28 protein-coding genes are annotated in these 25483 nt (G+C 56.9%); 8 read left to right on the plus strand and 20 right to left on the minus strand.

The features are described from left to right. The 8 genes from fusA to fkpA all read right to left on the minus strand — a co-directional run bounded on the left by fusA (position 1) and on the right by fkpA (position 6040). Positions 1-2115 carry an elongation factor G gene (fusA, locus tag ACA373_RS18265; RefSeq protein ID WP_253457736.1) on the minus strand — a complete coding sequence of 705 codons (2115 nt, stop codon included), beginning with the start codon at positions 2113-2115 and terminating at the stop codon, positions 1-3. An 87-nt stretch (positions 2116-2202) separates the two neighbouring features. After that, positions 2203-2673: a 30S ribosomal protein S7 gene (gene rpsG / locus ACA373_RS18270; protein WP_125289829.1), complete on the minus strand. Its 471-nt coding sequence runs from the start codon at positions 2671-2673 to the stop codon at positions 2203-2205. A gap of 96 nt (positions 2674-2769) precedes the next feature. Next, complete coding sequence (gene rpsL, locus ACA373_RS18275; protein ID WP_075182598.1) at positions 2770-3144, minus strand: 30S ribosomal protein S12; 375 nt, start codon at positions 3142-3144, stop codon at positions 2770-2772. Between the two features lie 124 nt (positions 3145-3268). Beyond that, positions 3269-3556 carry a sulfurtransferase complex subunit TusB gene (gene tusB, locus ACA373_RS18280; protein WP_253457734.1) on the minus strand — a complete coding sequence of 96 codons (288 nt, stop codon included), beginning with the start codon at positions 3554-3556 and terminating at the stop codon, positions 3269-3271. Between the two features lie 6 nt (positions 3557-3562). Continuing rightward, positions 3563-3922, minus strand: a complete 360-nt coding sequence (tusC, locus tag ACA373_RS18285; RefSeq protein ID WP_253457732.1) for a sulfurtransferase complex subunit TusC — start codon at positions 3920-3922, stop codon at positions 3563-3565. Then, entirely contained in the window at positions 3922-4308 is a 387-nt protein-coding gene (gene tusD / locus ACA373_RS18290) for a sulfurtransferase complex subunit TusD (protein ID WP_253457730.1), read from the minus strand. Before tusD ends, tusC begins: the two co-directional genes overlap by 1 nt. Further along, positions 4308-5030 (minus strand): transcriptional regulator, encoded by a 723-nt coding sequence (locus ACA373_RS18295; RefSeq protein WP_253457728.1) that lies wholly within the window; start codon positions 5028-5030, stop codon positions 4308-4310. The genes tusD and ACA373_RS18295 overlap by 1 nt, the downstream gene beginning before the upstream one ends. A 179-nt stretch (positions 5031-5209) precedes the next feature. Next, positions 5210-6040: an FKBP-type peptidyl-prolyl cis-trans isomerase gene (fkpA, locus tag ACA373_RS18300; RefSeq protein WP_253457725.1), complete on the minus strand. Its 831-nt coding sequence runs from the start codon at positions 6038-6040 to the stop codon at positions 5210-5212. Between the two features lie 275 nt (positions 6041-6315). On the opposite strand from fkpA, the gene ACA373_RS18305 reads away from it, so the two are divergent. Continuing rightward, a complete protein-coding gene (locus ACA373_RS18305; protein WP_125289835.1) occupies positions 6316-6534 on the plus strand; it encodes a protein SlyX in 219 nt (72 codons plus the stop codon). Positions 6535-6585: 51 nt separating this feature from the next. Here the strand turns inward: ACA373_RS18305 and slyD are convergent, their stop codons facing one another. From slyD to kefG, 4 genes are all read right to left on the minus strand, one after another. After that, on the minus strand, positions 6586-7134 hold the full coding sequence (gene slyD / locus ACA373_RS18310) for a peptidylprolyl isomerase (protein WP_125289836.1): 549 nt from the start codon (positions 7132-7134) through the stop codon (positions 6586-6588). Between the two features lie 126 nt (positions 7135-7260). After that, the gene (locus tag ACA373_RS18315; RefSeq protein WP_125289837.1) at positions 7261-7455 is read right to left on the minus strand and encodes a YheV family putative zinc ribbon protein; all 195 of its coding nucleotides are present in this window, start codon (positions 7453-7455) and stop codon (positions 7261-7263) included. Positions 7456-7522: 67 nt separating this feature from the next. Continuing rightward, positions 7523-9328: a glutathione-regulated potassium-efflux system protein KefB gene (gene kefB / locus ACA373_RS18320; protein WP_253457721.1), complete on the minus strand. Its 1806-nt coding sequence runs from the start codon at positions 9326-9328 to the stop codon at positions 7523-7525. Then, positions 9329-9880, minus strand: coding sequence for a glutathione-regulated potassium-efflux system ancillary protein KefG (gene kefG, locus ACA373_RS18325; RefSeq protein WP_125289994.1), 552 nt, complete (start codon positions 9878-9880; stop codon positions 9329-9331). It lies immediately after the preceding gene. Between the two features lie 125 nt (positions 9881-10005). On the opposite strand from kefG, the gene ACA373_RS18330 reads away from it, so the two are divergent. Next, positions 10006-11907: an ABC transporter ATP-binding protein gene (locus ACA373_RS18330; protein WP_301251817.1), complete on the plus strand. Its 1902-nt coding sequence runs from the start codon at positions 10006-10008 to the stop codon at positions 11905-11907. Positions 11908-11944: 37 nt separating this feature from the next. Here the strand turns inward: ACA373_RS18330 and ACA373_RS18335 are convergent, their stop codons facing one another. Both ACA373_RS18335 and prs read right to left on the minus strand, forming a co-directional pair. Beyond that, positions 11945-13432: a nicotinate phosphoribosyltransferase gene (locus ACA373_RS18335; RefSeq protein ID WP_370734926.1), complete on the minus strand. Its 1488-nt coding sequence runs from the start codon at positions 13430-13432 to the stop codon at positions 11945-11947. Continuing rightward, positions 13422-14294, minus strand: coding sequence for a ribose-phosphate diphosphokinase (gene prs / locus ACA373_RS18340; protein ID WP_370734927.1), 873 nt, complete (start codon positions 14292-14294; stop codon positions 13422-13424). The genes ACA373_RS18335 and prs overlap by 11 nt, the downstream gene beginning before the upstream one ends. Before the next feature lie 210 nt (positions 14295-14504). Here prs and ACA373_RS18345 point away from each other — a divergent pair, with 210 nt between their 5' ends. Next, a complete protein-coding gene (locus tag ACA373_RS18345) occupies positions 14505-15230 on the plus strand; it encodes an NUDIX domain-containing protein (RefSeq protein WP_253457709.1) in 726 nt (241 codons plus the stop codon). 10 nt (positions 15231-15240) lie between these two features. Here the strand turns inward: ACA373_RS18345 and tauD are convergent, their stop codons facing one another. The 5 genes from tauD to ACA373_RS18370 form a co-directional block, all read right to left on the minus strand. Then, positions 15241-16098 carry a taurine dioxygenase gene (tauD, locus tag ACA373_RS18350; protein WP_125289843.1) on the minus strand — a complete coding sequence of 286 codons (858 nt, stop codon included), beginning with the start codon at positions 16096-16098 and terminating at the stop codon, positions 15241-15243. Next, positions 16095-16922 (minus strand): taurine ABC transporter permease TauC, encoded by an 828-nt coding sequence (gene tauC, locus ACA373_RS18355; protein ID WP_253457706.1) that lies wholly within the window; start codon positions 16920-16922, stop codon positions 16095-16097. Before tauC ends, tauD begins: the two co-directional genes overlap by 4 nt. Then, entirely contained in the window at positions 16919-17686 is a 768-nt protein-coding gene (gene tauB / locus ACA373_RS18360; protein ID WP_370734928.1) for a taurine ABC transporter ATP-binding subunit, read from the minus strand. Before tauB ends, tauC begins: the two co-directional genes overlap by 4 nt. A gap of 9 nt (positions 17687-17695) precedes the next feature. Continuing rightward, positions 17696-18673 (minus strand): taurine ABC transporter substrate-binding protein, encoded by a 978-nt coding sequence (gene tauA, locus ACA373_RS18365; protein ID WP_253457700.1) that lies wholly within the window; start codon positions 18671-18673, stop codon positions 17696-17698. A 277-nt stretch (positions 18674-18950) separates the two neighbouring features. Continuing rightward, positions 18951-19553 carry a LysE family translocator gene (locus ACA373_RS18370; RefSeq protein ID WP_301730892.1) on the minus strand — a complete coding sequence of 201 codons (603 nt, stop codon included), beginning with the start codon at positions 19551-19553 and terminating at the stop codon, positions 18951-18953. Positions 19554-19636: 83 nt separating this feature from the next. Between ACA373_RS18370 and ACA373_RS18375 the strand changes: the two genes are divergently transcribed. The 3 genes from ACA373_RS18375 (at position 19637) to ACA373_RS18385 (ending at position 21934) form a co-directional block, all read left to right on the plus strand. After that, positions 19637-20671, plus strand: coding sequence for a hydrolase (locus ACA373_RS18375; RefSeq protein WP_301251899.1), 1035 nt, complete (start codon positions 19637-19639; stop codon positions 20669-20671). Further along, the gene (locus ACA373_RS18380; RefSeq protein ID WP_253457694.1) at positions 20628-20843 is read left to right on the plus strand and encodes a YheU family protein; all 216 of its coding nucleotides are present in this window, start codon (positions 20628-20630) and stop codon (positions 20841-20843) included. The genes ACA373_RS18375 and ACA373_RS18380 overlap by 44 nt, the downstream gene beginning before the upstream one ends. A 221-nt stretch (positions 20844-21064) precedes the next feature. Then, on the plus strand, positions 21065-21934 hold the full coding sequence (locus ACA373_RS18385) for a phosphoribulokinase (RefSeq protein WP_125289852.1): 870 nt from the start codon (positions 21065-21067) through the stop codon (positions 21932-21934). Here ACA373_RS18385 and ACA373_RS18390 read toward each other — a convergent pair. Beyond that, the gene (locus tag ACA373_RS18390) at positions 21927-22331 is read right to left on the minus strand and encodes an OsmC family protein (RefSeq protein ID WP_370734929.1); all 405 of its coding nucleotides are present in this window, start codon (positions 22329-22331) and stop codon (positions 21927-21929) included. The genes ACA373_RS18385 and ACA373_RS18390 overlap by 8 nt on opposite strands. Positions 22332-22636: 305 nt before the next feature. On the opposite strand from ACA373_RS18390, the gene crp reads away from it, so the two are divergent. Together crp and ACA373_RS18400 are read left to right on the plus strand one after the other, a co-directional pair. Continuing rightward, complete coding sequence (gene crp, locus ACA373_RS18395) at positions 22637-23269, plus strand: cAMP-activated global transcriptional regulator CRP (RefSeq protein ID WP_017803012.1); 633 nt, start codon at positions 22637-22639, stop codon at positions 23267-23269. Between the two features lie 58 nt (positions 23270-23327). Then, positions 23328-25406, plus strand: a complete 2079-nt coding sequence (locus ACA373_RS18400) for a YccS/YhfK family putative transporter (RefSeq protein WP_253457687.1) — start codon at positions 23328-23330, stop codon at positions 25404-25406. Positions 25407-25483: the final 77 nt, after the last annotated feature.

The following is a 25483-nucleotide window of genomic DNA, read 5'->3' on the forward strand; positions in this document are numbered from 1 at the left end:
TTATTTACCACGGGCTTCAATAACAGCCTGAGCGACGTTGTTTGGCGCGTCATCATACTTCAGGAATTCCATGGAGTAAGATGCACGGCCTTTGGTGATAGAACGCAGCTGTGTAGCATATCCGAACATTTCGGACAGCGGCACTTCAGCGTGGATCACAACGCCAGTCACGTTGGATTCCTGACCGCGCAGCGTACCACGACGACGGCTCAGGTCACCGATAACGTCACCAGTGTTCTCTTCTGGCGTTTCAACTTCAACCTTCATGATAGGCTCAAGCAGCACAGGCTGTGCTTTCTTAAAGCCATCTTTAAAGGCGATTGATGCCGCCAGTTTAAACGCCAGCTCAGAGGAGTCAACGTCATGGTAAGAACCGAAGTGCAGACGCACGCCCAGATCTACTACCGGGTAACCCGCCAGTGGGCCAGCTTTCAGCTGTTCCTGAATGCCTTTATCAACCGCAGGGATGTATTCGCCAGGAATTACACCACCTTTGATGTCGTTGACAAATTCGTAGCCTTTCGGGTTTGAACCCGGCTCCAGTGGGTACATGTCGATAACAACATGACCGTACTGACCGCGACCACCAGACTGCTTGGCGTGTTTACCTTCGACGTCAGTTACTTTAGAGCGAATCGCTTCGCGGTAAGCAACCTGAGGTTTACCGACGTTCGCTTCAACGTTGAATTCACGCTTCATGCGGTCAACGATGATGTCGAGGTGCAGCTCACCCATACCGGCGATGATAGTCTGGTTAGACTCTTCATCAGTCCATACGCGGAATGATGGGTCTTCTTTAGCCAGACGGCCCAGAGCCAGACCCATTTTTTCCTGGTCAGCTTTGGTTTTCGGTTCTACAGCGATAGAGATTACCGGCTCAGGGAATTCCATGCGCTCCAGAATGATAACGTTGTCCGGGTCACACAGGGTGTCACCGGTAGTCACGTCTTTCAGACCGATAGCCGCAGCGATATCGCCTGCGCGAACTTCTTTGATCTCTTCACGCTTGTTAGCGTGCATCTGTACGATACGGCCCAGACGCTCGCGCTGAGATTTAACCGGGTTGTACACGGTGTCGCCAGAGTTAACGATACCAGAGTAAACGCGGAAGAATGTCAGGTTACCAACAAACGGGTCGGTCGCGATTTTAAACGCCAGCGCAGCAAACGGCTCGTTGTCGTCTGAGTGACGAACTGCCGGCGTATCTTTACCGTCGTCCAGAATACCGTTGATCGCTGTAACGTCAGTTGGTGACGGCAGATATTCGATCACGGCATCCAGCATCGCCTGAACACCTTTGTTCTTAAATGCAGAACCACAGGTAACCAGGATGATTTCGTTGTTCAGTACGCGCTTACGCAGAGAAGTTTTGATCTCTTCTTCGGTCAGCTCTTCGCCGCCAAAGAATTTCTCCATCAGCTCATCAGAGCCTTCAGCTGCGGCTTCAATCAGTTTCTGGCGCCATTCTTCAGCCAGTTCCTGCATATCAGCTGGGATCTCTTCGTAATCGAAGGTCACGCCTGCGTCTGCGTCGTTCCAGTTGATCGCTTTCATCTTGATCAGGTCAACAACGCCGGTGAAGTTCTCTTCTGCGCCGATAGCCAGCTGCAGAGGAACCGGAGTTGCGCCCAGACGTGCTTCAATCTGGCCAACTACTTTCAGGAAGTTAGCACCCATGCGGTCCATTTTGTTAACGAACGCGATGCGTGGAACTTTATATTTGTTAGCCTGACGCCATACGGTCTCAGACTGTGGCTGAACACCACCAACTGCACAGTAAACCATTACTGCGCCGTCAAGAACACGCATGGAACGTTCTACTTCGATGGTGAAGTCAACGTGTCCTGGGGTGTCGATGATGTTAACGCGGTGCGGCTCGAACTGCTTAGCCATACCTGACCAGAAAGCGGTAGTCGCTGCGGAGGTAATGGTAATACCACGCTCCTGCTCCTGCGCCATCCAGTCCATTGTGGCTGCGCCATCATGAACTTCACCGATTTTATGGTTTACACCGGTGTAGAACAGAATACGTTCGGTAGTGGTCGTCTTACCGGCGTCGATGTGTGCACTGATACCAATGTTACGGTAGCGTGTAATGGGTGTTGTACGAGCCATTTGATTCCTCTGATTCTAGGACGTTCAAAGTTAAATCCCAGCGGGGTCAACTGAACGCCCGCTGGGTTAATAACAACTACTGAGCTGTTACCAGCGGTAGTGTGCGAACGCCTTGTTGGCTTCGGCCATACGGTGAACGTCTTCACGTTTCTTCACTGCGGTACCTTTGTTTTCCGCAGCATCAGAAAGTTCGTTCGCCAGGCGCAGAGCCATTGATTTATCACCGCGTTTACGAGCAGCTTCAACGATCCAACGCATTGCCAGAGCATTACGACGAACCGGACGGACTTCAACTGGTACCTGATAAGTAGAACCACCAACGCGACGGGATTTAACTTCCACGGTTGGGCGGACGTTGTCCAAGGCTACTTCGAATGCTTCCAGTTCGCCTTTACCAGCACGCTGAGCCAGGGTCTCAAGTGCGGTATAAACGATTGATTCGGCAGTAGATTTTTTACCATCTACCATCAGGATATTTACAAATTTGGCCAGCAGCTCTGATCCGAACTTAGGATCTGGCAGAATTTTACGCTGACCAATGACGCGACGACGTGGCATGGAAATACTCCGTTGTTAATTCAGGATTGTCCAAAACTCTACGAGTTTATTATGACATTTAAGATAAAACGTTTGGCCTTACTTAACGGAGAACCATTAAGCCTTTGGCTTCTTCACGCCGTACTTGGAGCGAGCCTGCTTACGGTCTTTAACACCTGAGCAGTCCAGCGCGCCACGAACGGTGTGGTAACGCACACCTGGCAAGTCTTTAACACGACCGCCACGGATCAGGATCACGGAGTGTTCCTGCAGGTTATGACCTTCACCGCCGATATAGGAGGTAACTTCAAAACCGTTGGTCAAACGCACACGGCAAACTTTACGCAGTGCGGAGTTTGGTTTTTTAGGGGTAGTGGTGTACACACGAGTACATACGCCACGTTTCTGCGGGCAAGCTTCCAGCGCAGGCACGTTGCTCTTTGCAACTTTGCGTGCGCGTGGTTTGCGAACCAGCTGGTTAACTGTTGCCATTAAATAGCTCCTGGAATTTGCTTTTGCTTCGTAAACACGTAATAAATCGCCTCGTCAGATAACGAGGACGCGGAATTTTAGGGCTGAGCAGAAAAGGTGTCAAGAAATAACCAGGATATCGTACTCACCAGGTCATTTGTTGAGTCTGTTTTACCGTCAGCGCGACGAACTCAGTATAGCTTACTGCGGCCGCGCTGGATGAAATTTGAGCAGAAAGCCCGCGAGCGATAACATCGTCCTGCAGCACGTAAAGAGAAATGGGGGCGGCACGCAGCGATTCAAGGGCCTGGCTACCTTCCAGCGCCGCCAGCACGCCGTCCTGAAGCAGCAGCACCTCGTCCCCTTCCGCCAGCAGCCGCAGCATGGCGTTGAAATCGCACTTAAAAGGCGAGTTGATCAGCGTATGCAGCATACTTCCTCAGAAAGAAATTATTTGATCGTATTTTTCCAGCTCCGCACGCAATGCGTGAGGCGACAGCACCGCTACCGGCAGTGCCTTTAACGCGGCGGCGTCAATGCCTCGCTCGGCCAGCGAAGCTGAACAGGCATAAAAATTTTCCAGATCGTAGAGCGGCAGCACGCCAAAGGTGGCGACGTAGTTGCGCGCCAGCACTTTTTCCGGCTGCTGGTCGCCCAACAACTGCATCACGCCGTCGCTGATAAAAAACAGCGCCACGTCCTCGCTAAGCGCGGAAACGGCCAGCACCGCATCCAGCCCCTCTCTTCCGGCGCTGGAGCCGTGCGGCGCCTGGCTGAATACAAAGGCGATTCGCTTCATCAAAACTGCACCATTCGTTCACTGCTTAATGCGGCTTCCGCCAGCGCGCCCAGGCCGGCAAGCTGAAAGCCTTCAGCCAGATTGGCGGCGGGCAGGCCCTGGTTTTTCGCTTCCTGCTCGTCCGTGATACCGCGGCGCAGCGCGGCGGCCACACAGATATTGAGCGCAACGTGATGGTCACGATGCAGCTGCTGCCAGGCCTGGGTCAGATTGAACTCGTCGCTGGCCGGCGAGGTCAGCGCGCTGGCGTTAAGTACGCCCTCGCGATAAAAAAAGACGCTTTCCAGCTCGTGGCCTTCCGCCAGCAGCGCTTGCGCGAATAGCCAGGCCGAGCTGGCCTGCTGGGTGCCATAGGCCGGGCCGGTGACTAACAGCGTGTAACGCATCAGCGCTCGCTTCCCTGGAAGTCGCCGTTTTTAAACTGGCGGATATAGAGATAAACGGTGTGCTTGGAAATATTCAGTCGATCCGCCACCTGATTGATCGCGTCTTTGATGTCGAAGATGCCTTTCTCATAGAGGTTCAGCACAATCTGGCGGTTCTTGGCATTGTTGGAGATATTACGGTCGTTGCTGACCTCTTCAATCGTAAACTCCAGCGTCTGCATCACCAGATCCTCTACCGAGGAGGCGAAGTTGACGGAAGAGTCCATCTCCGGCGTTTCCGGCGGGATAAAAGTCGCCATAATCTGCGAGAAAGGCACGTCCAGGTTCATATTGATACACAGCAAACCGATAACGCGCTGTTTGCCGTTACGGATAGCGATGGTCACGGATTTCATCAGCACGCCGCTTTTGGCGCGGGTGAAATAGGCTCTGGAAACATTACTTTCCGCATCGGTCATATCATGCAGCATTCGCAACGCCAGATCGGTTATCGGCGAACCGATTTTGCGGCCGGTATGTTCGCCATTAGCGATCCTGACCGCCGAGCATTTCAAATCTTCCAGCGAATGCAGGACGATTTCGCAGTGCGAGCCGATCAGCATCGCCAGCCCGTCGACCACGGCTTCGTAAGATTTAAGAATATCAAAATCGGTTTGTTCGAAGGGATGCTGCTCCAGTAATTCCAGATCGTTCACATCACCGGTAAAAATTGAACCAGACATTAAGACACCACCCTTAAAAGAGCCCGCGGTATGCGGCTCGCGCAGGTTAGTTTCGAAGAGCGTCAGTCTAGCAAATATCGGAAATGCCTGTCCTGACCTTTGTCATGTATTTCTTGTGGACATAGCGCGGGGGAGGAAAAAGCGGGGAAAATGCCGCCACGAGCGTGGCGGCACGGGCATTATTTGGTCTGGGCAGCGGCTGGCGCTTCGGTCGGTGCCTGCGCGCTAGCGTCCGCTTTAGCGGCCGGTTTGATGTCCAGCAGTTCTACATCGAACACCAGCGTAGAGTTAGCCGGGATACCCGGTACGCCGTTTTTACCGTAGGCAAGCTGCGGTGGGATCACCAGCTTGATCTTGCCGCCTTTTTTCACGTGCTTCAGGCCTTCGGTCCAGCCAGGGATCACGCCGTCAAGACGGAAAGAGAGCGGCTCGCCGCGCGTGTAGGAGTTGTCGAACTCGGAGCCGTCGATCAGCGTCCCTTTGTAGTTAACCACTACGGTATCGCTGTCTTTCGGCGCGTCGCCGGTGCCTTCTTTCTCTACCTGATACAGCAGGCCGGATTCGGTTTTCTTCACGCCTTTTTCTTTGGCGAATTTAGTCGCGAAAGCGTTGCCTTTCTCGGTGTTTTCTTTCGCATCTTTTTCCATCTTCGCCTGAGCGGCGGTTTTCACGCGGCCTTCAAACGCCTGCAGGGTCTGCTCGATCTCCTGATCGGAAAGCTTGCTCTTGCCGGCGAAAGCGTCCTGGACGCCGGAGATCAGCTGCTGCTTATCCAGCGTGATGCCCAGTTTCTCCTGCTCTTTCAGCGAGTTTTCCATGTAGCGGCCAAGCGATGCGCCCAGTGCATAGGCAGACTGCTGGTCTTCGTTTGTAAACGCGGCATTCTTCGGTGCCTGCTGTGCGGCTGGAGCTGATGGCGCCGCGGCGGTTTCGGCTGCTGAGGCCAGCGGTGCGTTCAGCGCAACGCCCAGGGTGGTGGCTAACAGTGTGACTTTAAATAGTGATTTCATCCATTTCTCCAAAACCGAAGCCTCTCACCTCGGAAATCGTTTTACAGACAGAGCCTGTACTCTAACAACCGTGCGCGAGCAAACTGCATACTCTCGCAATGAAAACTAACTACTTCCGACCGCTTGTCTGTCCGAAAGTTTCACTATGAAGATGCAGGCAACCAGGGCTTTTTTCAACGGTAAGGGCGAAATTAAACCGGCTATGCCTGTGCTGGCCCGGTTTTTGTCGTTAGAATCGGAACAATCCAGCCCTGGCGGCAGCAAGAGGAAAGAATATGCAACAATCCGTGTTTGAGCAGCGCTTAGAGCTGTTGGAAAGCCGTTTGGCCTTTCAGGAGCACACTATCGAAGAGCTGAACCAGACGGTGGTTCATCACGAGCTGGAAATGGCCCGCCTGCGCGAACAGATGCGCCTGCTGACCGACAAACTGAAGGCGGCAGCGCCGTCAATGGTCGCCTCGCAGTCGGAAGAGACGCCGCCGCCGCACTATTGATTTCGCGCCAAAAAAAAGGCCACCTTATCGGTGGCCTTTTTTCATTTAAGCTTAGTGGCTGCAGCCGCAGCCGCCGGTGCCACAACCGCCTTTGCCGTGGTCATGATCGTGGTCGTGATCGTGATGATGGTCGTGCTCGCCGTGAACATGGCCATGAGCCAGCTCTTCTTCGGTAGCTTCACGGATCGCCACCACTTCCACGTTGAAGTTCAGGTTCTGGCCAGCCAGCATATGGTTACCGTCAACCACCACGTGGTCATCTTCCACTTCGGTGATTTCAACCGGTACCGGGCCCTGATCGGTTTCCGCCAGGAAACGCATGCCAACCTGCAGTTCATCAACGCCCATAAAGACGTCTTTCGGCACGCGCTGCACCAGGTTGTCGTCGTACTGGCCGTAGGCTTCGTCAGCTGCGATGTGCACTTCAAACTTGTCGCCGGCTTCGTGATTTTCCAGCGCCTTTTCCAGACCAGAAATCAGGGAACCATGACCGTGCAGATAGTCCAGCGGTGCGGTCACCGGAGACTCATCAACCAACACACCGTCTTCCGTACGTACCTGATATGCCAGGCTGACTACCAGGTCTTTTGCTACTTTCATGATTACTCCTAACCGTTGAGAGCTTGAAACATCGGCGGATTTGCCGGCAAGCTCTGAGTTTGCGCTGATTGTAATGAATTTCAACGCCGCTGTAAGATACAGCTTAAAAAAAGCTGAGCCATAACGCTACTCAGGATGAAAAATTCCGATCACTTGCTCATTAGTGCGAACTTCGTCACGAACATGCTTGTCTGCTTCGCGCATCTGATGACCGCACTTAACGCATTCAACCACATCGACATTATTTTCAACCCACAGAGCAAGGGTATCTTTAGCCTGGCACTTTGGACAAGTCGCCCCGGCAATAAATCTTTTACGCATAGGTTTTCCGATTAAATAAAAGGCAACGCAAAGCGATGCCGACTCAGTAAGAGGCTTTCGCCCCGCCCTATTCCGATTCGTCCCAGCCGTCAAACTGGCGCTTTTCGTGCCGCATTTCGGCCTGGAAGATATCTTCCAGCTCGCGCCGGGCTTCTTTCACGCGGGAAATCTGCTGGCTGTCGCCGTGGTTCGGCATCAGCTCGCGCAGCATGCGCATATCCAGACGGCGGAAGTGCTGCTGCGCGCGAAAGGCCTGATGCGGATGCATCCCCAGCGACATCAGCGTTTTACGGCCAAGCTCCAGCGCGCTGGAGAAGGTTTCACGCGAGAACTGGGTGACGCCGGCCTGCAACAGTTCGTGCGCCTCCACGCGGCCGCGCGCCCGCGCCAGGATTTGCAGATGCGGGAAATGATGCTGGCAGAGCCGCACGATTTCCATCGCGTCTTCCGGGCCGTTGCAGGTAATGACGATAGACTGCGCCGTTTCTGCGCCTGCGGCGCGTAACAGCTCCAGCTCGGTGGCATCGCCATAGTATACTTTATAGCCATAGGTTCGCATCAGGCTGACCGCGCTGATATCGCGCTCCAGCACCGTGATCCGCTTTTCGTTGGCCATCAGCAAACGCGCCACCACCTGACCAAAACGTCCGAAGCCGACCACGATAACCTGCGGCTTGTCGTCTTCGACAAAGTGCTTCTCTTCGCTGTCGTCGCCGTCGTTAAACCGCTTCGCCAGGATTTTATCCACGCTCTGCATCAGCAGCGGCGTGGTCATCATCGACAGCGTTACCGTCACCAGCAGCAGCGGCATCTGGTCGCCGCTGAACAGTTTTGCCGACGAGGCGGCGGAAAAAAGCACGAACGCGAACTCGCCGCCCTGGCTCAACACCGCCGAAAACTGTAGCCGCTCAGAACTGCGCAGGCCAAAGATACGCGACAGCAGATAAAGCACGCCCGCTTTGATCGCGACCAGCAGCACCACGCCCACTAAAATCTCGACGATATGGGTATAAAGCACGCCCAGATTCAGCGCCATGCCTACCGAGATAAAGAACAGCCCCAGCAGCAAGCCTTTAAAAGGATCGATAGCGACTTCCAGCTCGTGTCGGTATTCGCTTTCCGCCAGCAGAATGCCGGCGATAAAGGTCCCCAGCGCCATCGACAGCCCCAGCGCGTCCATAAACAGCGCCGATCCCAGCACCAGCAGCAGGGCAGCGGCGGTAAAAACTTCCCGCACGCCGGAAGCGGCGATAAAGCGGAAAATAGGCCGCAGCAGAAAACGGCCGCCGACCAGCATCCCGGCAAACGCCAGCACCTTCATGCCCACTTTCATCCAGTCGGTGTGGCCGCTGTCGCCGCCCGCCAGCAGCGGCACCAGCGCCAGCGCCGGGATCACCGCCAGATCCTGGAACAGCAGCACCGAAAAGCCCAGCTGGCCGGATTCATTGCGCTTCATGCCCTTGTCGCTCATCAGCTGCAGCGCCATCGCCGTAGAGGACATCGCCAGGCCAAGACCGCCGATCGCCGCCGCCTGCCAGGAGAAGTCGGTCAGCCAGAGCAGGCCGCCCAGTATCGCCGCGCTGAAAATAACCTGCGCCGCGCCAACGCCGAAAATCGAGCGCCGCAGCTCCCAAAGTTTGGAAGGATTCAGCTCCAGGCCGATGATAAACATCAGGAAGACCACGCCCAGCTCGGAGAAATGCAGAATTTCCTCTACGTCGCTGATAAAGCCCAGTCCCCATGGCCCGATAGCGATACCGGCCAGCAGATAGCCCAGCACCGCGCCAATGCCGAGCCGGGCCGCGATCGGAACGGCAATAACCGCCGCAAAAAGATAGACCACGCCAGCCGTGAGCAGGGTTTGTCCTTCCATTCAGGTGCCTCCATAGGGCAAAGGTGACGACAGCCAGTCGCCGTAGGCGCGCGCATAATTTTTCATGACTTCCGGGGTCTGCCGTCGCGCCCAGTAGATAATCATCGGCGTCAGCCAGTGCATACGGCACATTTGCGCCGTCAGCTCGAACGGCCGCATGATGGCCGACAGCGGATAACGGTTAAGCCCTTCCTGGTGGTAGGCCGTTTCCGGTTCGCCGGTGGTCACCACGCTGCGCCAGTATTTTCCTTCCAGCACGTTGCCGCCAGGGCCGCTGGCGAAGCCGCGCGACAGCACGCGATCCAGCCACTCCTTCAGCAGCGCGGGGCAGCTGTAGGTATAAAGCGGATGTTGAAAAACAATGATGTCATGCTCGCGCAGCAGCTGCTGTTCGTAGTGGATATCAATAAAAAAGTCTGGATAGTGCGCGTACAGGTCGTGAACGGTCACGTTAGGTAACGCTTTAGCCGGCTCCAGCAAAACCCGATTGGCAATCGAGTCCTGGGATTCCGGATGCGCGTAAAGCAGCAAAACTTTGGGCGGCTGCGACATCAATCCCCTCCAAATCGTCGTCACGGCGGGGAAATTCCGCTACCATGCTCGACACCGCGGAATCGTGCATTCCGCAAAGCATTTATGATGTTTCAATTTAACATATTCTGGTTATTACGGCGCTTATGATTCTCTTCTCATCGTTACAAATCCGACGCGGCGTGCGCGTCCTGCTGGATAACGCCTCCGCCACCATCAATCCCGGTCAGAAAGTGGGGCTGGTAGGCAAAAACGGCTGCGGTAAATCCACGCTGCTGTCGCTGCTTAAGAACGAGATAAGCGCCGATGCGGGCAGCTTTACCTATCCGGGCAACTGGTCGCTGGCCTGGGTTAACCAGGAGACGCCCGCGCTGAATACGCCCGCTATCGAATATGTCATTGATGGCGATCGCGAGTACCGCCAGCTGCAGGCGGAGCTGGCGAAGGCCAACGAGAACGACGACGGGCACGCTATCGCCACGCTGCACGGCAAGCTGGACGCCGTCCAGGCATGGACAATACAGTCGCGCGCCGCCAGCTTGCTTAACGGTTTGGGCTTTTCTCAGGAGCAGCTTCAGCGGCCCGTCAGCGACTTCTCCGGCGGCTGGCGGATGCGCCTGAACCTGGCGCAGGCGCTGATTTGCCGCTCCGACCTGCTGCTGCTTGACGAACCAACCAACCACCTCGATCTGGACGCGGTGATCTGGCTGGAGCGCTGGCTGAAAAGCTATCAGGGTACGCTGATCCTGATTTCCCACGACCGCGACTTTCTCGATCCCGTGGTGGATAAAATCCTGCATATCGAACAGCAGTCGATCTTTGAATACACCGGCAACTACAGCTCGTTTGAGATCCAGCGCGCCACCAAACTGGCGCAGCAGCAGTCGATGTTTGAAAACCAGCAGCAGAAGGTGGCGCATCTGCAAAGTTTTATCGACCGCTTTAAGGCCAAGGCCAGCAAGGCGAAGCAGGCGCAAAGCCGCATCAAAATGCTGGAGCGCATGGAGCTTATCGCGCCCGCCCACGTCGATAATCCTTTTACTTTCAGCTTCCGCGCGCCGGAAAGCCTGCCTAATCCGCTGTTGAAGATGGAAAAAGTCAGCGCGGGCTATGCCGATCGCATCATTCTGGATTCTATCAAGCTGAACCTGGTTCCCGGCTCGCGCATCGGTCTGCTGGGCCGCAACGGCGCGGGCAAATCCACGCTGATTAAGCTGCTGGCCGGCGAGCTGGCGCCGCTGAAAGGCGATATCGGCCTGGCGAAAGGCATCAAGCTCGGCTACTTCGCCCAGCATCAGCTGGAATTCTTACGGGCGGATGAATCACCGTTGCAGCATCTGGTGCGGCTGGCGCCAAAAGTGCTGGAACAGCAGCTGCGCGACTACCTGGGCGGCTTTGGTTTTCAGGGCGATAAGGTCACCGAGCAGACCGAACGCTTCTCCGGCGGCGAAAAAGCGCGGCTGGTGCTGGCGCTGATTGTCTGGCAGCGCCCTAACCTGCTGCTGCTGGATGAACCGACCAACCACCTCGATCTGGATATGCGCCAGGCGCTGACCGAAGCGCTGATCGATTTTGAAGGGGCGCTGGTGGTGGTTTCGCACGACCGCCATCTGCTGCGCTCCACCACTGACGATCTCTACCTGGTCCACGACGGTAAAGTAGAAGCCTTTGACGGCGATCTGGAAGACTACCAGCAGTGGCTGAGCGATCTGCAAAAGCAGACCAGCGCCGCCGCTGAACCTAAACAGGAGAGCGGCAACAGCGCGCAGGCCAGAAAGGATCAGAAGCGCCGCGAGGCGGAACTGCGCACGCAAACGCAGCCGCTGCGCAAGCAGATCGAAAAGCTGGAAAAGCAGATGGAAAAACTCAACGCCACGCTGGCCGATGCGGAAACAAAGCTGGCGGATACCGCGCTGTACGATCAGAGCCGCAAGGCCGATCTTACGGCGGCGCTGCAGCAGCAGGCTGAAGCGAAATCCGCGCTGGAAGCGTGCGAGATGGACTGGCTGGATGCGCAGGAGCAGCTCGAAACGATGCTGGCTTCATAAACAGAGCCGGGAGAAAGGTTTCTTTCTCCCGACCTGATTACCGCTCCGCCAGGCGTCGACGCAGCGTGGACAGATCCTCAGCGTTAAGCAGTTTGCCGTTTAAAAAACGGGTTTTCAGTTCGCCGCCCTGCTCCTGCTCCCGGCTCTGCCGATCCAACAGGTAGTAGTCGCCTGCGCTATCCCGCTCTACCCGTAGCAGCCCTCTGGCGGATTTTTTCAGGCCGCCGTCGGTTTTTGGCTGCTTGAAAATCTCACGCTCAACGCCCCGCACCTCGCCCCATGTCGCCTTCATCGCAAAGCCGAACGTATCGCGCGTACTGTATTGATAAGTATAAGATCCGACGCCGAAGACCACGTTGCTGCTGGCGAAACCTTTAGCCTCCAGACGGGCAAGGATCTGGTTAGCCCGCTCCAGCGTAATCGAGTCGCCATAGATCAGCCCAACGTGCTCATCCAACACCCGGTAGCCTTTCGCATTAACGGTGCCGCCAAAAATATCCCACAGCACCTCTACCGAGCCTTTTTGCTGTGGCGTCCGCGCCGGATCGCTGTCGCTATCGTCGCTGGTTCCGCAAAGGATCTCCACCGGGTCGCCGCTGTCCGGGCGAAAAACCAGACGCCCCTGCCGCGCCATGATGTCTGCTTTCAGCTCGCGGCTGTATTCCGTAAGCACCTTCCAGTAATCCCAGGTATCCGAGACGATGGAAACGAAGCCGTGGGGATAGAGCTCGGTGATCAGACGACGAAAGGTGGCGATCTCTCCCTGCTCTTCGCCCATGCACATAACGCTGTGCTCCGTCGCCGGAATGCTGCCCGCAATAAAATAGTCTTTGGGCGGCGTGTAGTACTGACGAAGATAAAGAATCGAAGGAATGCTGTCGGTGCCGGTAAAGCTCAGCAGATGGCCGGCGCCCGCCTGGGCGGCATCGTGCAGCCCGGACATGCCCCGCAGCGAAAAATCATGGCACTGAAAATCCAGATGGCTCTGGTCATCACAGGTCAGGGCCGCCCAACGCTCGCAGACCAGCCGGTAATGGTAAGCGATAGTGGCGTTAGTAGAGGCTTTCCATAATTCTGCTGACATCACGCTTTCCAGGTAATTAACCAGCCAGAAAAAATCATCAACGGTGTTGGTAATGGTCAGAACCGGCACCTGCATCGGCACCTTGCTGCCTTCATCCAGGCTTTTGATTTCCAGCGGCAGATAGCCCAGGCGATGCAGCGCCCGGATGTGTTCCACATCAATACGCGCTTTGCCAAGATAGCTGTCCATCAGCTGTTGGTATTCCGTGACGACTTCCTCTTCGGGTCGGGCAAAAAACGCCTCGTTAAACAGATCGACCATAAACCACTGCAGAAAGCCCTGTAGCCCAAAGAATACCAGCCGGTTATCCGACAGCGGCGAGGTAAAAAAGCGGTTACCGCGCGGCGTAAAATTTGAGTAAATGCGGCTGGTTCCCTGCGGGTACTGTTCGCGATGGGAGGTTTTATAGCCGTCGATAGCCAGAATGGGATTAATGCGCATGGGCCGCTCCTTCGTTGTTATAAATAGTTTCAATATCAATCAGTTCAACCCGCTCCCCGGCTATCGCCGGATCGGCTACTGAAGTCGTCGTCCAGATACGGTCGATGCCCTGCTGCAACAGCGCGGCGACGCCCCGGCTAAACAAGCCGTGGGTAACGTACAGGCTGACCGAACGCGCGCCCGCCGCACGCAGCACCGCGGCCGAGCCGATAAAGGTGCCGCCCGCATCGCACAAATCATCGGCTATCAGCACATCTTTGCCGGCTACGTCGCCCTGCAGCAGTGAAAAACCACTCAGCGCACCGCTGCTCAGGTCGCGGTGTTTCCCCAGGATGCCGTACTCGCGGGCCGCCACCTGCTGCGCAACAGCGTGGATTTTTTTTAGCGCGCCCGCGTCCGGCGCCATCAGCATCATGCCGCTTTGCAGTTTTTCTATCAGGTTCGCGCTGTGTCGCAGGCAAAGGTGCTGCGGAATAGCCACCATGTTATTGACCACGGCACCCGCCACGTCGCTATGGGGATCCAGCACCCGTATCCGGTCAAAGCCCAGCTGATTCAAAAAACCGGCAAAGATCTTCAGGGCGAAACTGTCGCCTTCCTGCATACTGCGGTCCTGACGGGCATAGGGAAGCCAGGGCAGCTCCAGCGTTGTCCAGTGCAAATCGTATTGGCTGCGGGCGGCGTCCATAACCTGCGCCAGCAGCATCAAATCGTCCATATTGCGCATGGCCGTGGCGCGGATTTTCAATTTTTCCGCCCGGGGAAGCCGTGGCGGCAGCAGCCTTACGCGGACTGCGCCATCGGGAAAGCGGCCTGTTTCCAGCGCGACTTTGTTTCCATCAAGAAAGAGTTCCAGCAGCATTGTTTTCCTCCGGGGCTAATAATGTCTTTGTGACATTTATATAATTGTCCCTGTGACATTATTTAGCAAGTGGAATTTACCTCCCTGAAGGAAAAATCAATTAACAAGCTGATTAATAATGATTAAAAAAATGAAAAGGCGGTCGTACATTGCAGGATATCCGTCCGCAATGCTAATGTGTCTGAGCGACAATTATTTACGGAAAAGCTTATGCTTTCAGAATCAGAGTATCTGGCCAGCTACGACGCCTCGCGCTACCCCTCTCCAATTGTGACCGTCGACAGCGTACTTTTTACGCTGCACGAGCAACAGCTCTGCGTACTGCTGGTACAGCGGGCCAATCATCCGCAAAAAGGCTGGTGGGGATTGCCGGGAGGGTTTATCGATATGCAGCATGATGCCTCAACGCGCGCCACCGCGTTAAGGAAGCTGCAGGAGAAAACCGGTGTGGTTCCGCCGTGGCTGGAACAGCTCGAAACTTTTTCCGGCCCCGATCGCGACCCGCGCGGCTGGAGCCTGACCACCGCCTGGTATGCGCTGATTGCGCAGGAGAGCTGTCGATCGTACAGCGGCGATGTCAGCGACGCCGCGTGGCTGCCGGTCAACACCGTGATGCAGCGCAAGGATATCGCCTTCGATCACCAGACTATTATTACCAGCGCCTTAAAAAGGCTGCGGCAAAAAACGCTGTATACGCTACTGCCGGTGTTTTGCCTGCCGGAACGCTTTACGCTGACTCAGCTACAGGAAGCCACCGAAGCCATCCTTGGCCGCCCGGTGCAGCGGAAAAGCCTGATCCGCCGCTTTGATTCCTCAGAGATGTTTGAGGAAACGGGCGAGAGCGTAGCTACCGGCGCGCGCAAAGCCAAACTGTACCGCCGCAGGAAAGAGGCCGACGTGCACAACTTTACGCGTAATCTTATGCCTGCCGATTAGGCCGTGGCGTTTATGCCCGGCCAGGCTGATAGAAAGGCTTGTCGCCCAGAATAGTGGCGCGATGCATAATCCGCCGTGCAGGCAGGTAGTCTGCATTGGCGTAGTGCTGGGTCACGCGGTTATCCCAAATCGCCACATCGTCCTGCTGCCATCGCCAGCGCACCTGGAACTCCGGTTTGGTGATATGCGCAAACAGGAAATTCAGCAGCGCGTCGCTCTCTTTCGGGCTGAGATCGACAATGCGCGTGGTGAATCCCTCATTAACAAACAGCGCCGACTTGCCGCTAACCGGATGCGTGCGCACGACCGGATGCAGCAGCGGCGGATTCTTCGCCACGGCCTGCCGCCAGCGCGCATGCTCCTCCTCGCTGCCGCGATACTTAAATTCCTGAAACGATTTGGTGAAGTCGTGCTCCGCCCGCAGGCCGGCAAGCAGGGCCTTAAAAGGCTCTGAAAGCGCGTTGTAAGCAGCAATGCCGCTGGCCCAGAGCGTATCGCCACCCGTTTCCGGCAGCTGCTTTGCCGCCAGGATCGCCCCGGCCGGCGGCGTCTCGATAAAGGTCACGTCGGTGTGCCAGTTATCGTTGTCCGGCGGGTTATCATCATGCGTATCCAGCACGATAATCTCTTCCACATCCGGCGCGTGCGGATAGACGGGATGGATGTGCAGATCGCCAAAACGGGCCGCCAGCGCTCGCTGTTGGGCAGGCGTAACGGGCTGATTGCGGAAGAACAGCACCTGATGACGGATCAGCGCATGGTAAAGCTGCTCAAACTGCGCGTCGCTCAGCGGGCGGCTGAGATCCACGTCAGCGACCAGCGCGCCGATATAGGGGCCAAGCGCGGTAACAGACAGACGTTCGTTCATGATGTGACTCCATGCCAGGGGGTTAAACGGCGCTGTAAGGCTCGCAGCCCCAGCTCAAGCGAAAAAGCAATCAGCGCGATAACGGCGATGCCTGCCAGTACCACATCGGTTGCCAGAAATTCACCGGCGGACTGCACCATAAAGCCCAGCCCGCGCGTGGCGGCGATAAGTTCGGCGGCCACCAGCGTTGACCAGCCGACGCCAAGACCGATCCGCAGCCCGGTTAAAATTTCCGGCAGCGCGCCGGGCAGCACCACGAACCACAGCGTTTGCCAGCGGCTGGCGCCCAGCGACTGCGCGGCGCGCAGACGAACCTGCTGCGCGCTTTTGACGCCCGCCAGCGTGGACATCACCACGGGCGCGAAGATGGCCAGATAGATCAGCAGGATTTTGGACGTTTCGCCGATACCGAACCAGATCACCATCAGCGGCAGATAGGCCAGCGGCGGCACCGGTCGATACAGCTCAATCAGCGGGTCAAGGATGCCGCGCGCGGTGGCGTTCAGCCCCATCAGGATACCAACCGGCACGCCGATCAGCGTGGCCGCCAGCAGCGCTATCGCTATCCTTGTCAGGCTGGCGGCAAGATGCTGCCAGAGCGTCGCATCCATAAAACCCTGCGGGCCGGCAACCACCAGCAGCTGATGGAAAACCTGCTGCGGCGCGGGCAGAAAGAGCGGCGCGATCAGGCCAAAAGCGGTTACTGCCCACCAGATGCCCAGCAGCACCAGCAGGGTCGCCACGCTCAGGGTAAGCTGACGGCCAAACGGCCAGCGCAGCCTCAATCGGCGCACCGCGACTTTCTCCGTGGATAACAGGCTCATGAAAACACCTCGCGCTGTTGGAACACCCGGCTTAATACATATTCCCGCGTGGCGATAAAAGCGGGATCGGATTTAATGCTGCGGCAGGCTTCGCCGGCGGCATAGCGGCGGCCAAACGCCAGCGGCAGACGCTCGATAATTTTGCCGGGGCCGGGCGACAGCAGGATCAGCTCGCTGGCCAGAAAAACCGCCTCTTCAATATCGTGCGTAATCAGCAGCACCTGCTTGCCGCTGTCCCGCCACAGGTTCAGCAGCAGCTCCTGCATTTGCTCGCGGGTAAAGGCATCCAGCGCGCCGAAAGGCTCATCCAGCAACAGCAGCTGCGGATCGGCGGCTAAGGCTCTGGCGATACCTACGCGCTGGCGCATCCCACCGGAAAGCTGCCAGATAAATTTCTTTTCCGCGCCGCCCAGCCCGACGCTTTTCAGCATCTGACGGGCCGTTTGATGGCGCGTCGCTTTATCCATCCCGGCCAGCTGCAGGCCAAAGGCGACGTTATCCAGCACGTTGCGCCACGGCAGCAGCCCTTCATGCTGAAACACCACGCCGCGCTCGGCTCCCGGCCCGGTTACGCGCTGGCCGTCCAACGTAATGCTGCCCGACTCCGGCGTCAGAAAACCGGCAATCAGATTCAGCAGCGTGGTTTTGCCACAGCCTGAAGGCCCCAGCACCACCACCAGCTCTTGCCCGGCAATCGTCAGGTTAATATCTTCAAGCGCGAGGTGGCCGTCGTAGCGGGCCGTCAGATGCGAGACTGAAAGCATGGCGGCTCCTTACTGCGTAAGATTTTTAACAAAGCGGTTGGTGACAAAGCCGCTGTAATCGCTGGCAACCTGCGGCACTTTGCCCTGCTCTTTTAAAAACTGTGCGGTATCGCCGATAGCCTTATCGACCGGCTGGCCCAGCTGTTCAACCTGCTGCTGCGCCGTCAGGTAAGTGTTGCCTTTTACCAGCCCCGGCACCTGCTGTGTCGGCACGCCGCTCAGACGCGACAGTTTGTTGAGGTGATTGTCATCTTTCAGCCACTGCTCAGGGCTGTCGAGGTAGGCTTTTTGCGCCTCCAGCGCGCTACGGGCGAAAGCGGTGACCACTTCAGGATGCTGCTGCGCGAAATCTTTACGCACAACCCAGACGTCCAGCGTTGGCGCGCCCCACTTGCCGACCTGCGCGGAGTCGGTCAGTACCTTTCCTTCCTTCTCCAGCTCGTTCACCGCCGGCGCCCAGACGTAGGCGCCGTCAATGTCGCCACGTTGCCAGGCAGCGATAATCGCGGGCGGCTGAAGATTGACGATTTGCACCTGGCCCGGCTTGATGCCCCAGTGCTTAAGCGCGGCCAGCAGGCTGTAGTGAGTGGTGGAGATAAAAGGCACGGCGATACGTTTGCCGATCAAATCTTTGGGATCCTTGATGCTTTTCTTCACCACCAGCGCTTCGGAACTGCCGAGCTGCGACGCCAGCAGAAACACCTCAATCGGCACCTGCTGGCTGGCCGCTACGGCAAGCGGGCTGGAGCCGATATTGCCGATTTGCACATCGCCCGAAGCCAGCGCTCTGACCACGCTGGAGCCGCTGTCAAACTTGCGCCAGTCCACTTTTGCGCCGCTGGCTTTGGCAAAAGCGTCATCGGCCTGGGCCACTTTGGCCGGTTCTGCCGAGGTCTGATACGCCACGGTAACGTCCAAAGCCTGTGCGCTCAGCGCCGAAAAAGAAAGGCTGAAGGCCAGCAGTGAAAGAGTAAATTTATGCGCCATGCTTTGCTCCAGTCGTTATTGTTATAAAAGTGAACAACGCCTTTGTAACCGAGAGCGCTTGCCGCGATAAAGTAATAAAAAATTATCGGTTATAACGATAAGTCCTTAGAAGAAAAACAGGATTTTAATGCCGGAGAGTGGGATTGCCTTTAAGACGTCAGAGGCTGGCAGCAGCGTAAGTAGCGGGTTCGAAAACCCGCCGCAACGGCGCCCGCTGCTTACGAATTGAGAATGGGGAAAGCACTTTGCCCGAAGCGACGTTCGCCAGGCACTCTGCTTAGCGCCAGATAAGCAGCACGCAGGCCGCTGTCAGCACGCCCATCGCCATATTGAACAGCGTCCAGGCGCGACGGCTGCGCAGCAGGCGGCCAATCAGCGTGCCAAAGCCAAGCCAGATCAGGCCGGAAACCAGGTTGACCAGCGCCATCGCAAAGCTGATAGCCATTACCGATCCCCGATAAGCCTCACCGCCCAGGCTGAAGCTGGCGACCGCGCCCAGCGCCATCAGCCAGGCTTTGGGATTGATCAGCTGTAGCAGGCCGCCCTGCCAGAACGGCATTGGCGCTGTGGGGAGAGTGCCGGTATCCAGCCGCTCATATTTCGCCGTGGCGATTTTCCACGCCAGCCACAGCAGATAGACGCTCCCGGCGATTTTCAACACCAGATGCAAAGCAGGATAAAGCAGGATCAGGCCGCCAATACCGAACGCGACCAGCAGCAGCATGACCTGCATCCCGATCATGATGCCGATCAGCAGCCACAGCGAACGCAGAAAACCAAAGTTGGCGCCCGAGGCGGTGAGTAACATATTATTAGGGCCTGGCGTGATCGCAGCGACCCACAAAAAACCCAGCATCGACAAAAACAGTTTCAGTTCCATATGAAACGGGCGCTCCTCACCCCACTTAACAACAAACTTATCGAAGCTAACAGTATGACAAGGATCCGGGAAGCCTTTTGAAGATGAATTTTGACGGGTCGCTGGAAAATACTTTTCGTCCACTGGCGGGCATGAGCAACGCGCATTTGCAAACCATCCTGCCGCGCCTGGTCCGTCGCCGTATCGCTTTGCAGCCGCACTGGCAGCGCCTGACGCTGCCGGACAGTGATTTTGTCGATCTTGCCTGGAGCGAAGATCCGGCGCAGGCGAGCCACAAGCCGCGCGTGGTGCTTTTTCATGGCCTTGAGGGCAGCTTTCACAGCCCTTACGCGCACGGGCTTTTGCAGGCCTGTCGACAGCGCGGCTGGCTGGGGGTAGTGATGCATTTTCGCGGCTGCGGCGGCGAACCGAACCGTCTGGAGCGCATTTATCATTCGGGCGAAACCGAAGACGCCAGCTATTTTTTACGCTGGCTACGGGAAACCTGGGGAACGGTGGCGACCGCTGCCGTGGGCTTTTCGCTTGGCGGTAATATGCTGGGCTGCCTGATGGGCCAACAGGGCGACAGCTGTTTGCTGGATGCCGGCGTTATCGTTTCCGCGCCGCTGATGCTGGAACCCTGCAGCCAGCGGCTGGAGCAGGGATTCTCGCGTGTCTATCAGCGCTACCTGCTAAACTTGCTGAAGCAGAACGCCACCCGCAAACTGCACGCCTGGCCCGGCACGCTGCCTGTCGATCTGACGCAGCTTAAGGCGCTTAAGAGACTCAGGGAGTTTGACGACGCCATTACTGCCAGAGCGCACGGTTTTGTGGACGCGACGGATTACTATCGCCGCTGTAGCGCGCTGCCGCTGCTTTCCGGCGTGCGTAAACCTCTGCTGATTATTCATGCTAAAGACGATCCCTTTATGACCGACGAGGTCATTCCTGCAACCGACAGGCTGCCCGATTGCGTAACGTATCAGCTGACGCAGCACGGCGGACATGTGGGATTCGTGGGGGGAACGCTGCGCAGGCCGCAAATGTGGCTGGAGCAGCGTATACCGCAATGGCTTTCAACCTGGCTGGACAACGATGATTATTCCCTGGAAAGAACTGGACCCGGACACGCTCGCTAACCTGATTGAAGCCTTCGTGCTGCGGGAAGGCACCGACTATGGCGAGCAGGAGCGCTCGCTGGAGCAAAAAGTCAATGACGTTCGTCGTCAGCTGACAAACGGCGAGGCGGTGCTGGTCTGGTCAGAGCTGCACGAGACGGTCAATATCATGCCTAAAGGCCAGATCCGTTAACGCCTCCCGCTGAGGGGGCAAAAGCCTATCGGCGACGCCGTGTTCTTCTTACCGCTTGGCTAGTCGGAAGACGGCGATCTCGTTTTCCTGATGGCTAAACCGCTGTTCGCGCTTGGCTTTATTGCATAACCTCTGCCGCGCGCTCACCCTTGGGCAGAAGATGACAGGCTATAGCAAAACGTGATAACAATGGCGGAATAACGTTCACAGGAAACTCGTTTATGTCCGCCATACATCCAGTGATTGCCGTGACCGGTTCCAGCGGCGCGGGCACCACCACCACCAGCCTGGCCTTCCGCAAAATTTTTCAGCAGCTGAACCTGCACGCGGCGGAAGTGGAAGGCGACAGCTTCCATCGCTATACCCGTCCCGAAATGGATATGGCAATCCGCAAAGCGCGCGATATGGGCCGCCATATCAGCTATTTCGGCCCGGAGGCCAACGATTTTTCGCTGCTGGAGCAAACCTTCGCGGAATATGGCCGCAGCGGCAGCGGCCAGTCCAGAAAATATCTGCACACCTATGACGAAGCGGTGCCCTGGAACCAGGTGCCCGGCACTTTTACGCCGTGGCAGCCGCTGCCGGAACCCACCGACGTGCTGTTTTACGAAGGGCTGCACGGCGGCGTGGTGACGCCGCAGAACAATGTCTCGCAGCATGTCGATCTGCTGGTGGGCGTGGTGCCTATCGTCAACCTGGAGTGGATCCAAAAAATGATCCGCGATACCAGCGAACGCGGTCATTCACGCGAGGCGGTGATGGATTCCGTGGTGCGCTCAATGGACGATTATATTAACTTCATTACGCCACAATTTTCCCGCACCCATATTAACTTTCAGCGTGTCCCTACCGTGGATACGTCCAACCCTTTTGCCGCGCGCGGCATTCCTTCGCTCGACGAGAGCTTCGTGGTTATCCATTTCCAGGCGCTGGAACAGATTGACTTCCCCTATCTGCTGGCGATGCTGCAAGGCTCTTTTATCTCCCATATCAACACGCTGGTGGTGCCGGGCGGCAAAATGGGCCTGGCGATGGAGCTGATTATGGGGCCGCTGGTCAAGCGCCTGATGGAAGGCAAAGCTATCAAGTAACGCCCATCTCATGGCTATGGGTAAGAGTCACGCCCTTACCCAGCATCAGCGCGACCGGGCAATATTTTCCGACCGCAAGGCTGACCGCGCGCGCCAGCGCCTTATCCGTCAGCCCGCTGCCGCTGACAATAAAATGCAGGTTGATGCGGGTAAACAGGCGCGGCGGCTTCTCGCGTCGGGCTGACGTCAGCTTCACCTCGCAGTTTTCAACCGTAAAACGCCCTTTTTGCAGAATGGCAACCACTTCCGCCGCGCTACAGCCGCCTGCCGCCATCAGCAGCATTTCCATCGGGCTGGGCGCTTTATCGCCCGCGTTGCCGTCCATCACGATCTGATGGCCCGATGAGGATCCTCCCAAAAAGGTCAGTCCTTCCACCCATTTGACGCTCGCTTGCATAACAAACTCCTCTAATTCATTTAGTTAAGCCGCGGTCGGCTTAAGGCAACTAAAACAGCAGCGCGGCAGATTTCCCGCTATGCTGAAGCGAGACAACAGAAGACACCCATGCAAAGCTGTGCTACAAACAAGGCTGTATTTCGTCAGTACTCTACAGACCAGACGAAACGGGACGACATAACGAGCCCGGCACTCAACAGAGAGCCGAATAACTTTCCTGCATGGGAAGCGCTTGACTATTTCAACGCCTGTCAGGGAACTCTGCCCCTGTATTTAGGCACGATAACAACAGAGGATAACAGCGAATGGTTCTCGGCAAACCGCAAACAGACCCGACACTTGAATGGTTCCTGTCACATTGCCATATTCATAAGTATCCATCCAAAAGCACGCTGATCCACCAGGGTGAGAAAGCAGAAACCCTTTACTACATCGTCAAAGGCGCGGTAGCGGTGCTCATCAAGGATGAAGAAGGTAAAGAGATGATCCTGTCTTACCTTAACCAGGGCGATTTTATCGGCGAGCTTGGCCTGTTTGAAGAAGGCCAGGAGCGCAGCGCATGGGTGCGGGCAAAAACGGCCTGTGAAGTGGCGGAAATCTCCTATAAGAAGTTTCGCCAGCTGATCCAGGTCAACCCGGATATTCTGATGCGTCTCTCTTCACAGATGGCGCGCCGCCTGCAGGTTACCTCCGAGAAAGTGGGCAATTTAGCTTTCCTCGATGTGACAGGTCGCATCGCGCAAACGCTATTGAATCTGGCCAAACAGCCGGACGCTATGACCCACCCGGATGGGATGCAGATCAAAATTACCCGCCAGGAGATTGGCCAGATCGTCGGCTGCTCGCGCGAAACCGTCGGCCGTATTCTGAAGATGCTGGAAGATCAGAATCTGATCTCCGCACACGGTAAAACCATCGTGGTCTACGGTACACGCTAAACCGCTCTGATTGCATGGCGCAATGCCTTCGTTGCGCCTTTTCAGCGGGTACAAAGCAATGTGGCGCCGACTCATCTACCATCCCGAAGTTAACTACGCCCTGCGGCAGACGCTGGTGCTTTGCCTGCCCGTCGCCGTCGGCTGGCTGCTGGGCAATTTGCAAAACGGCCTGCTGTTCTCGCTGGTGCCGGCCTGCTGCAATATCGCCGGTCTGGATACGCCCCATAAACGCTTCTTTAAACGTCTGCTGATTGGCGGCGGCCTTTTCGCCTTCAGCAGCTTTCTGGTGCAGTATCTTGGCGACTATGCCGTTCCCCTGCCCATTATCCTGTTTTCCATGGCCATGCTGCTGGGCGTGACCGGCGAAATCAGCCCGCTGCACGGCAGACTGCTGCCCGGCGCGCTGATTGCCGGCATCTTTACCCTGAGCCTGGCCGGTCGGATGCCCATCTGGCAGCCGCCGTCGCTTTATATCCTGGGCACGGTCTGGTACGGCCTCTTTAACTGGTTCTGGTTCTGGCTGTGGAAAGAGCAGCCGATGCGGGAAACGCTCAGCCTGCTTTATCGCGAGCTGGCCGGCTACTGCGAGGCCAAATACAGCCTGCTGACGCAGCTTGCCGACCCGGAAAAAACGCTGCCGCCGCTGCTGGCTCGCCAGCAAAAAGCGGTCGACCTTATCAATACCTGCTATCAGCAAATGCACATGCTGGCCGCCAGCAACGATAATCACCATAAGCGGTTGACCCGCGCTTTTCAGGTTGCGCTGGATTTGCAGGAGCATATCGCCGTCAGCCTGCATCAGCCGGAAGAGGTGCAGAAACTGGTGGAGCAGAGCCATGCCGAGGCGGTGATCCGCTGGAACGCGCAGACCATTGCGGCCAGGCTGCGCGAGCTGGCGGACGATATTCTCTATCACCGTCTGCCGACACGTTTCAGCATGGATAAACAGCTGCAGGCGCTGGAAAAAATTGCCCGCCAGCATCCCGCCAACCCGGTCGGCAACTTTTGCGCCTGGCATTTCAGCCGTATCGCCCGCGTGCTGCGTACCCAGCGTCCGCTTTACCAGCGCGATCTGATGGCGGATCGTCAGAAACGACTGCCGCTGCTATCTGCCATCAGAAGCTATCTGTCGCTGAAATCCGCCGCGCTGCGCACCGCCGCCAGGTTTGCGGTTATGCTCGCTTTCGCCAGCACCCTGGCGCTCTCGTTTAATCTGCCCAAGCCTTACTGGCTGCTGATGACGGTGATGTTTGTCAGCCAGAACGGCTACAGCGCGACCAGGGTACGTATTCAGCACCGTGCGCTGGGCACGCTGGGCGGGCTGGTGGTGGCCGCGCTGACGCTACGCTTTCAGGTGCCGGAATCGGCTGTGCTGCTGGTGATGCTGACGCTGACGCTGGCGGGCTATCTGGTGATCCGCAAATATTACGGCCTGGCGACGATCGGCTTTACCGTGACGGCGGTATATTCGCTTCAGCTGCTGTCGCTGAACGGCGCCGACTTTCTGCTGCCGCGCCTGCTGGATACGCTGATGGGCTGCCTGATCGCCTTTGCCGGGATGATCTGGCTGTGGCCGCAGTGGCAAAGCGGCCTGCTGCGGCAGAATGCGCACGACGCGCTGGAAACCTATCAGGAAGCGCTCCAGAAACTGCTGGGGGACGAAGAGAGTCCGCAGAAGCTTGCCTGGCAGCGTATGCGCGTTAACCAGGCGCACAACGCGCTGTTTAACTCGCTGAACCAGGCGATGCAGGAGCCGGGTTTCGACGCCCGCTACCTGGCCGATATGAAGCTTTGGGTTACGCACAGTCAGTTTATCGTTGAGCATATCAACGCCATGACCATTTTAGCGCGTGAACATACCATGCTGACGCCGCAGCTGGCCGAGCGCTATCTACAGGCGTGCGAAATTGCGCTACAGCGCTGCCAGCAGCGGCTGGAGTATGACGGGCCGAGTTCCACAAACAACGTGCTGGAGACGGATACGCCCTTTCAGCAGGGCGCGACCACGGTGATGGAAAGGCACATAAAGCGCATTCTGGAACATCTTGGCGTGATGCACACTATTTCTTCGTTGGCCTGGAGCAGCCGACCTCATCATGGCCGCTGGCTGTCGCGCCATTTACGGAAATCAGCCTGATGATGCTGAGCAGAAGTTTTTCGGCGCGTGTAAGCGGCCTGGTGCAGACGACGCGCCTGTTTAGCCGGAAGCGCGAG

The sequence above is a fragment of the Erwinia sp. STN24 genome (assembly GCF_041320675.1).
In the GTDB taxonomy this organism is placed as follows: domain Bacteria; phylum Pseudomonadota; class Gammaproteobacteria; order Enterobacterales; family Enterobacteriaceae; genus Erwinia; species Erwinia aeris.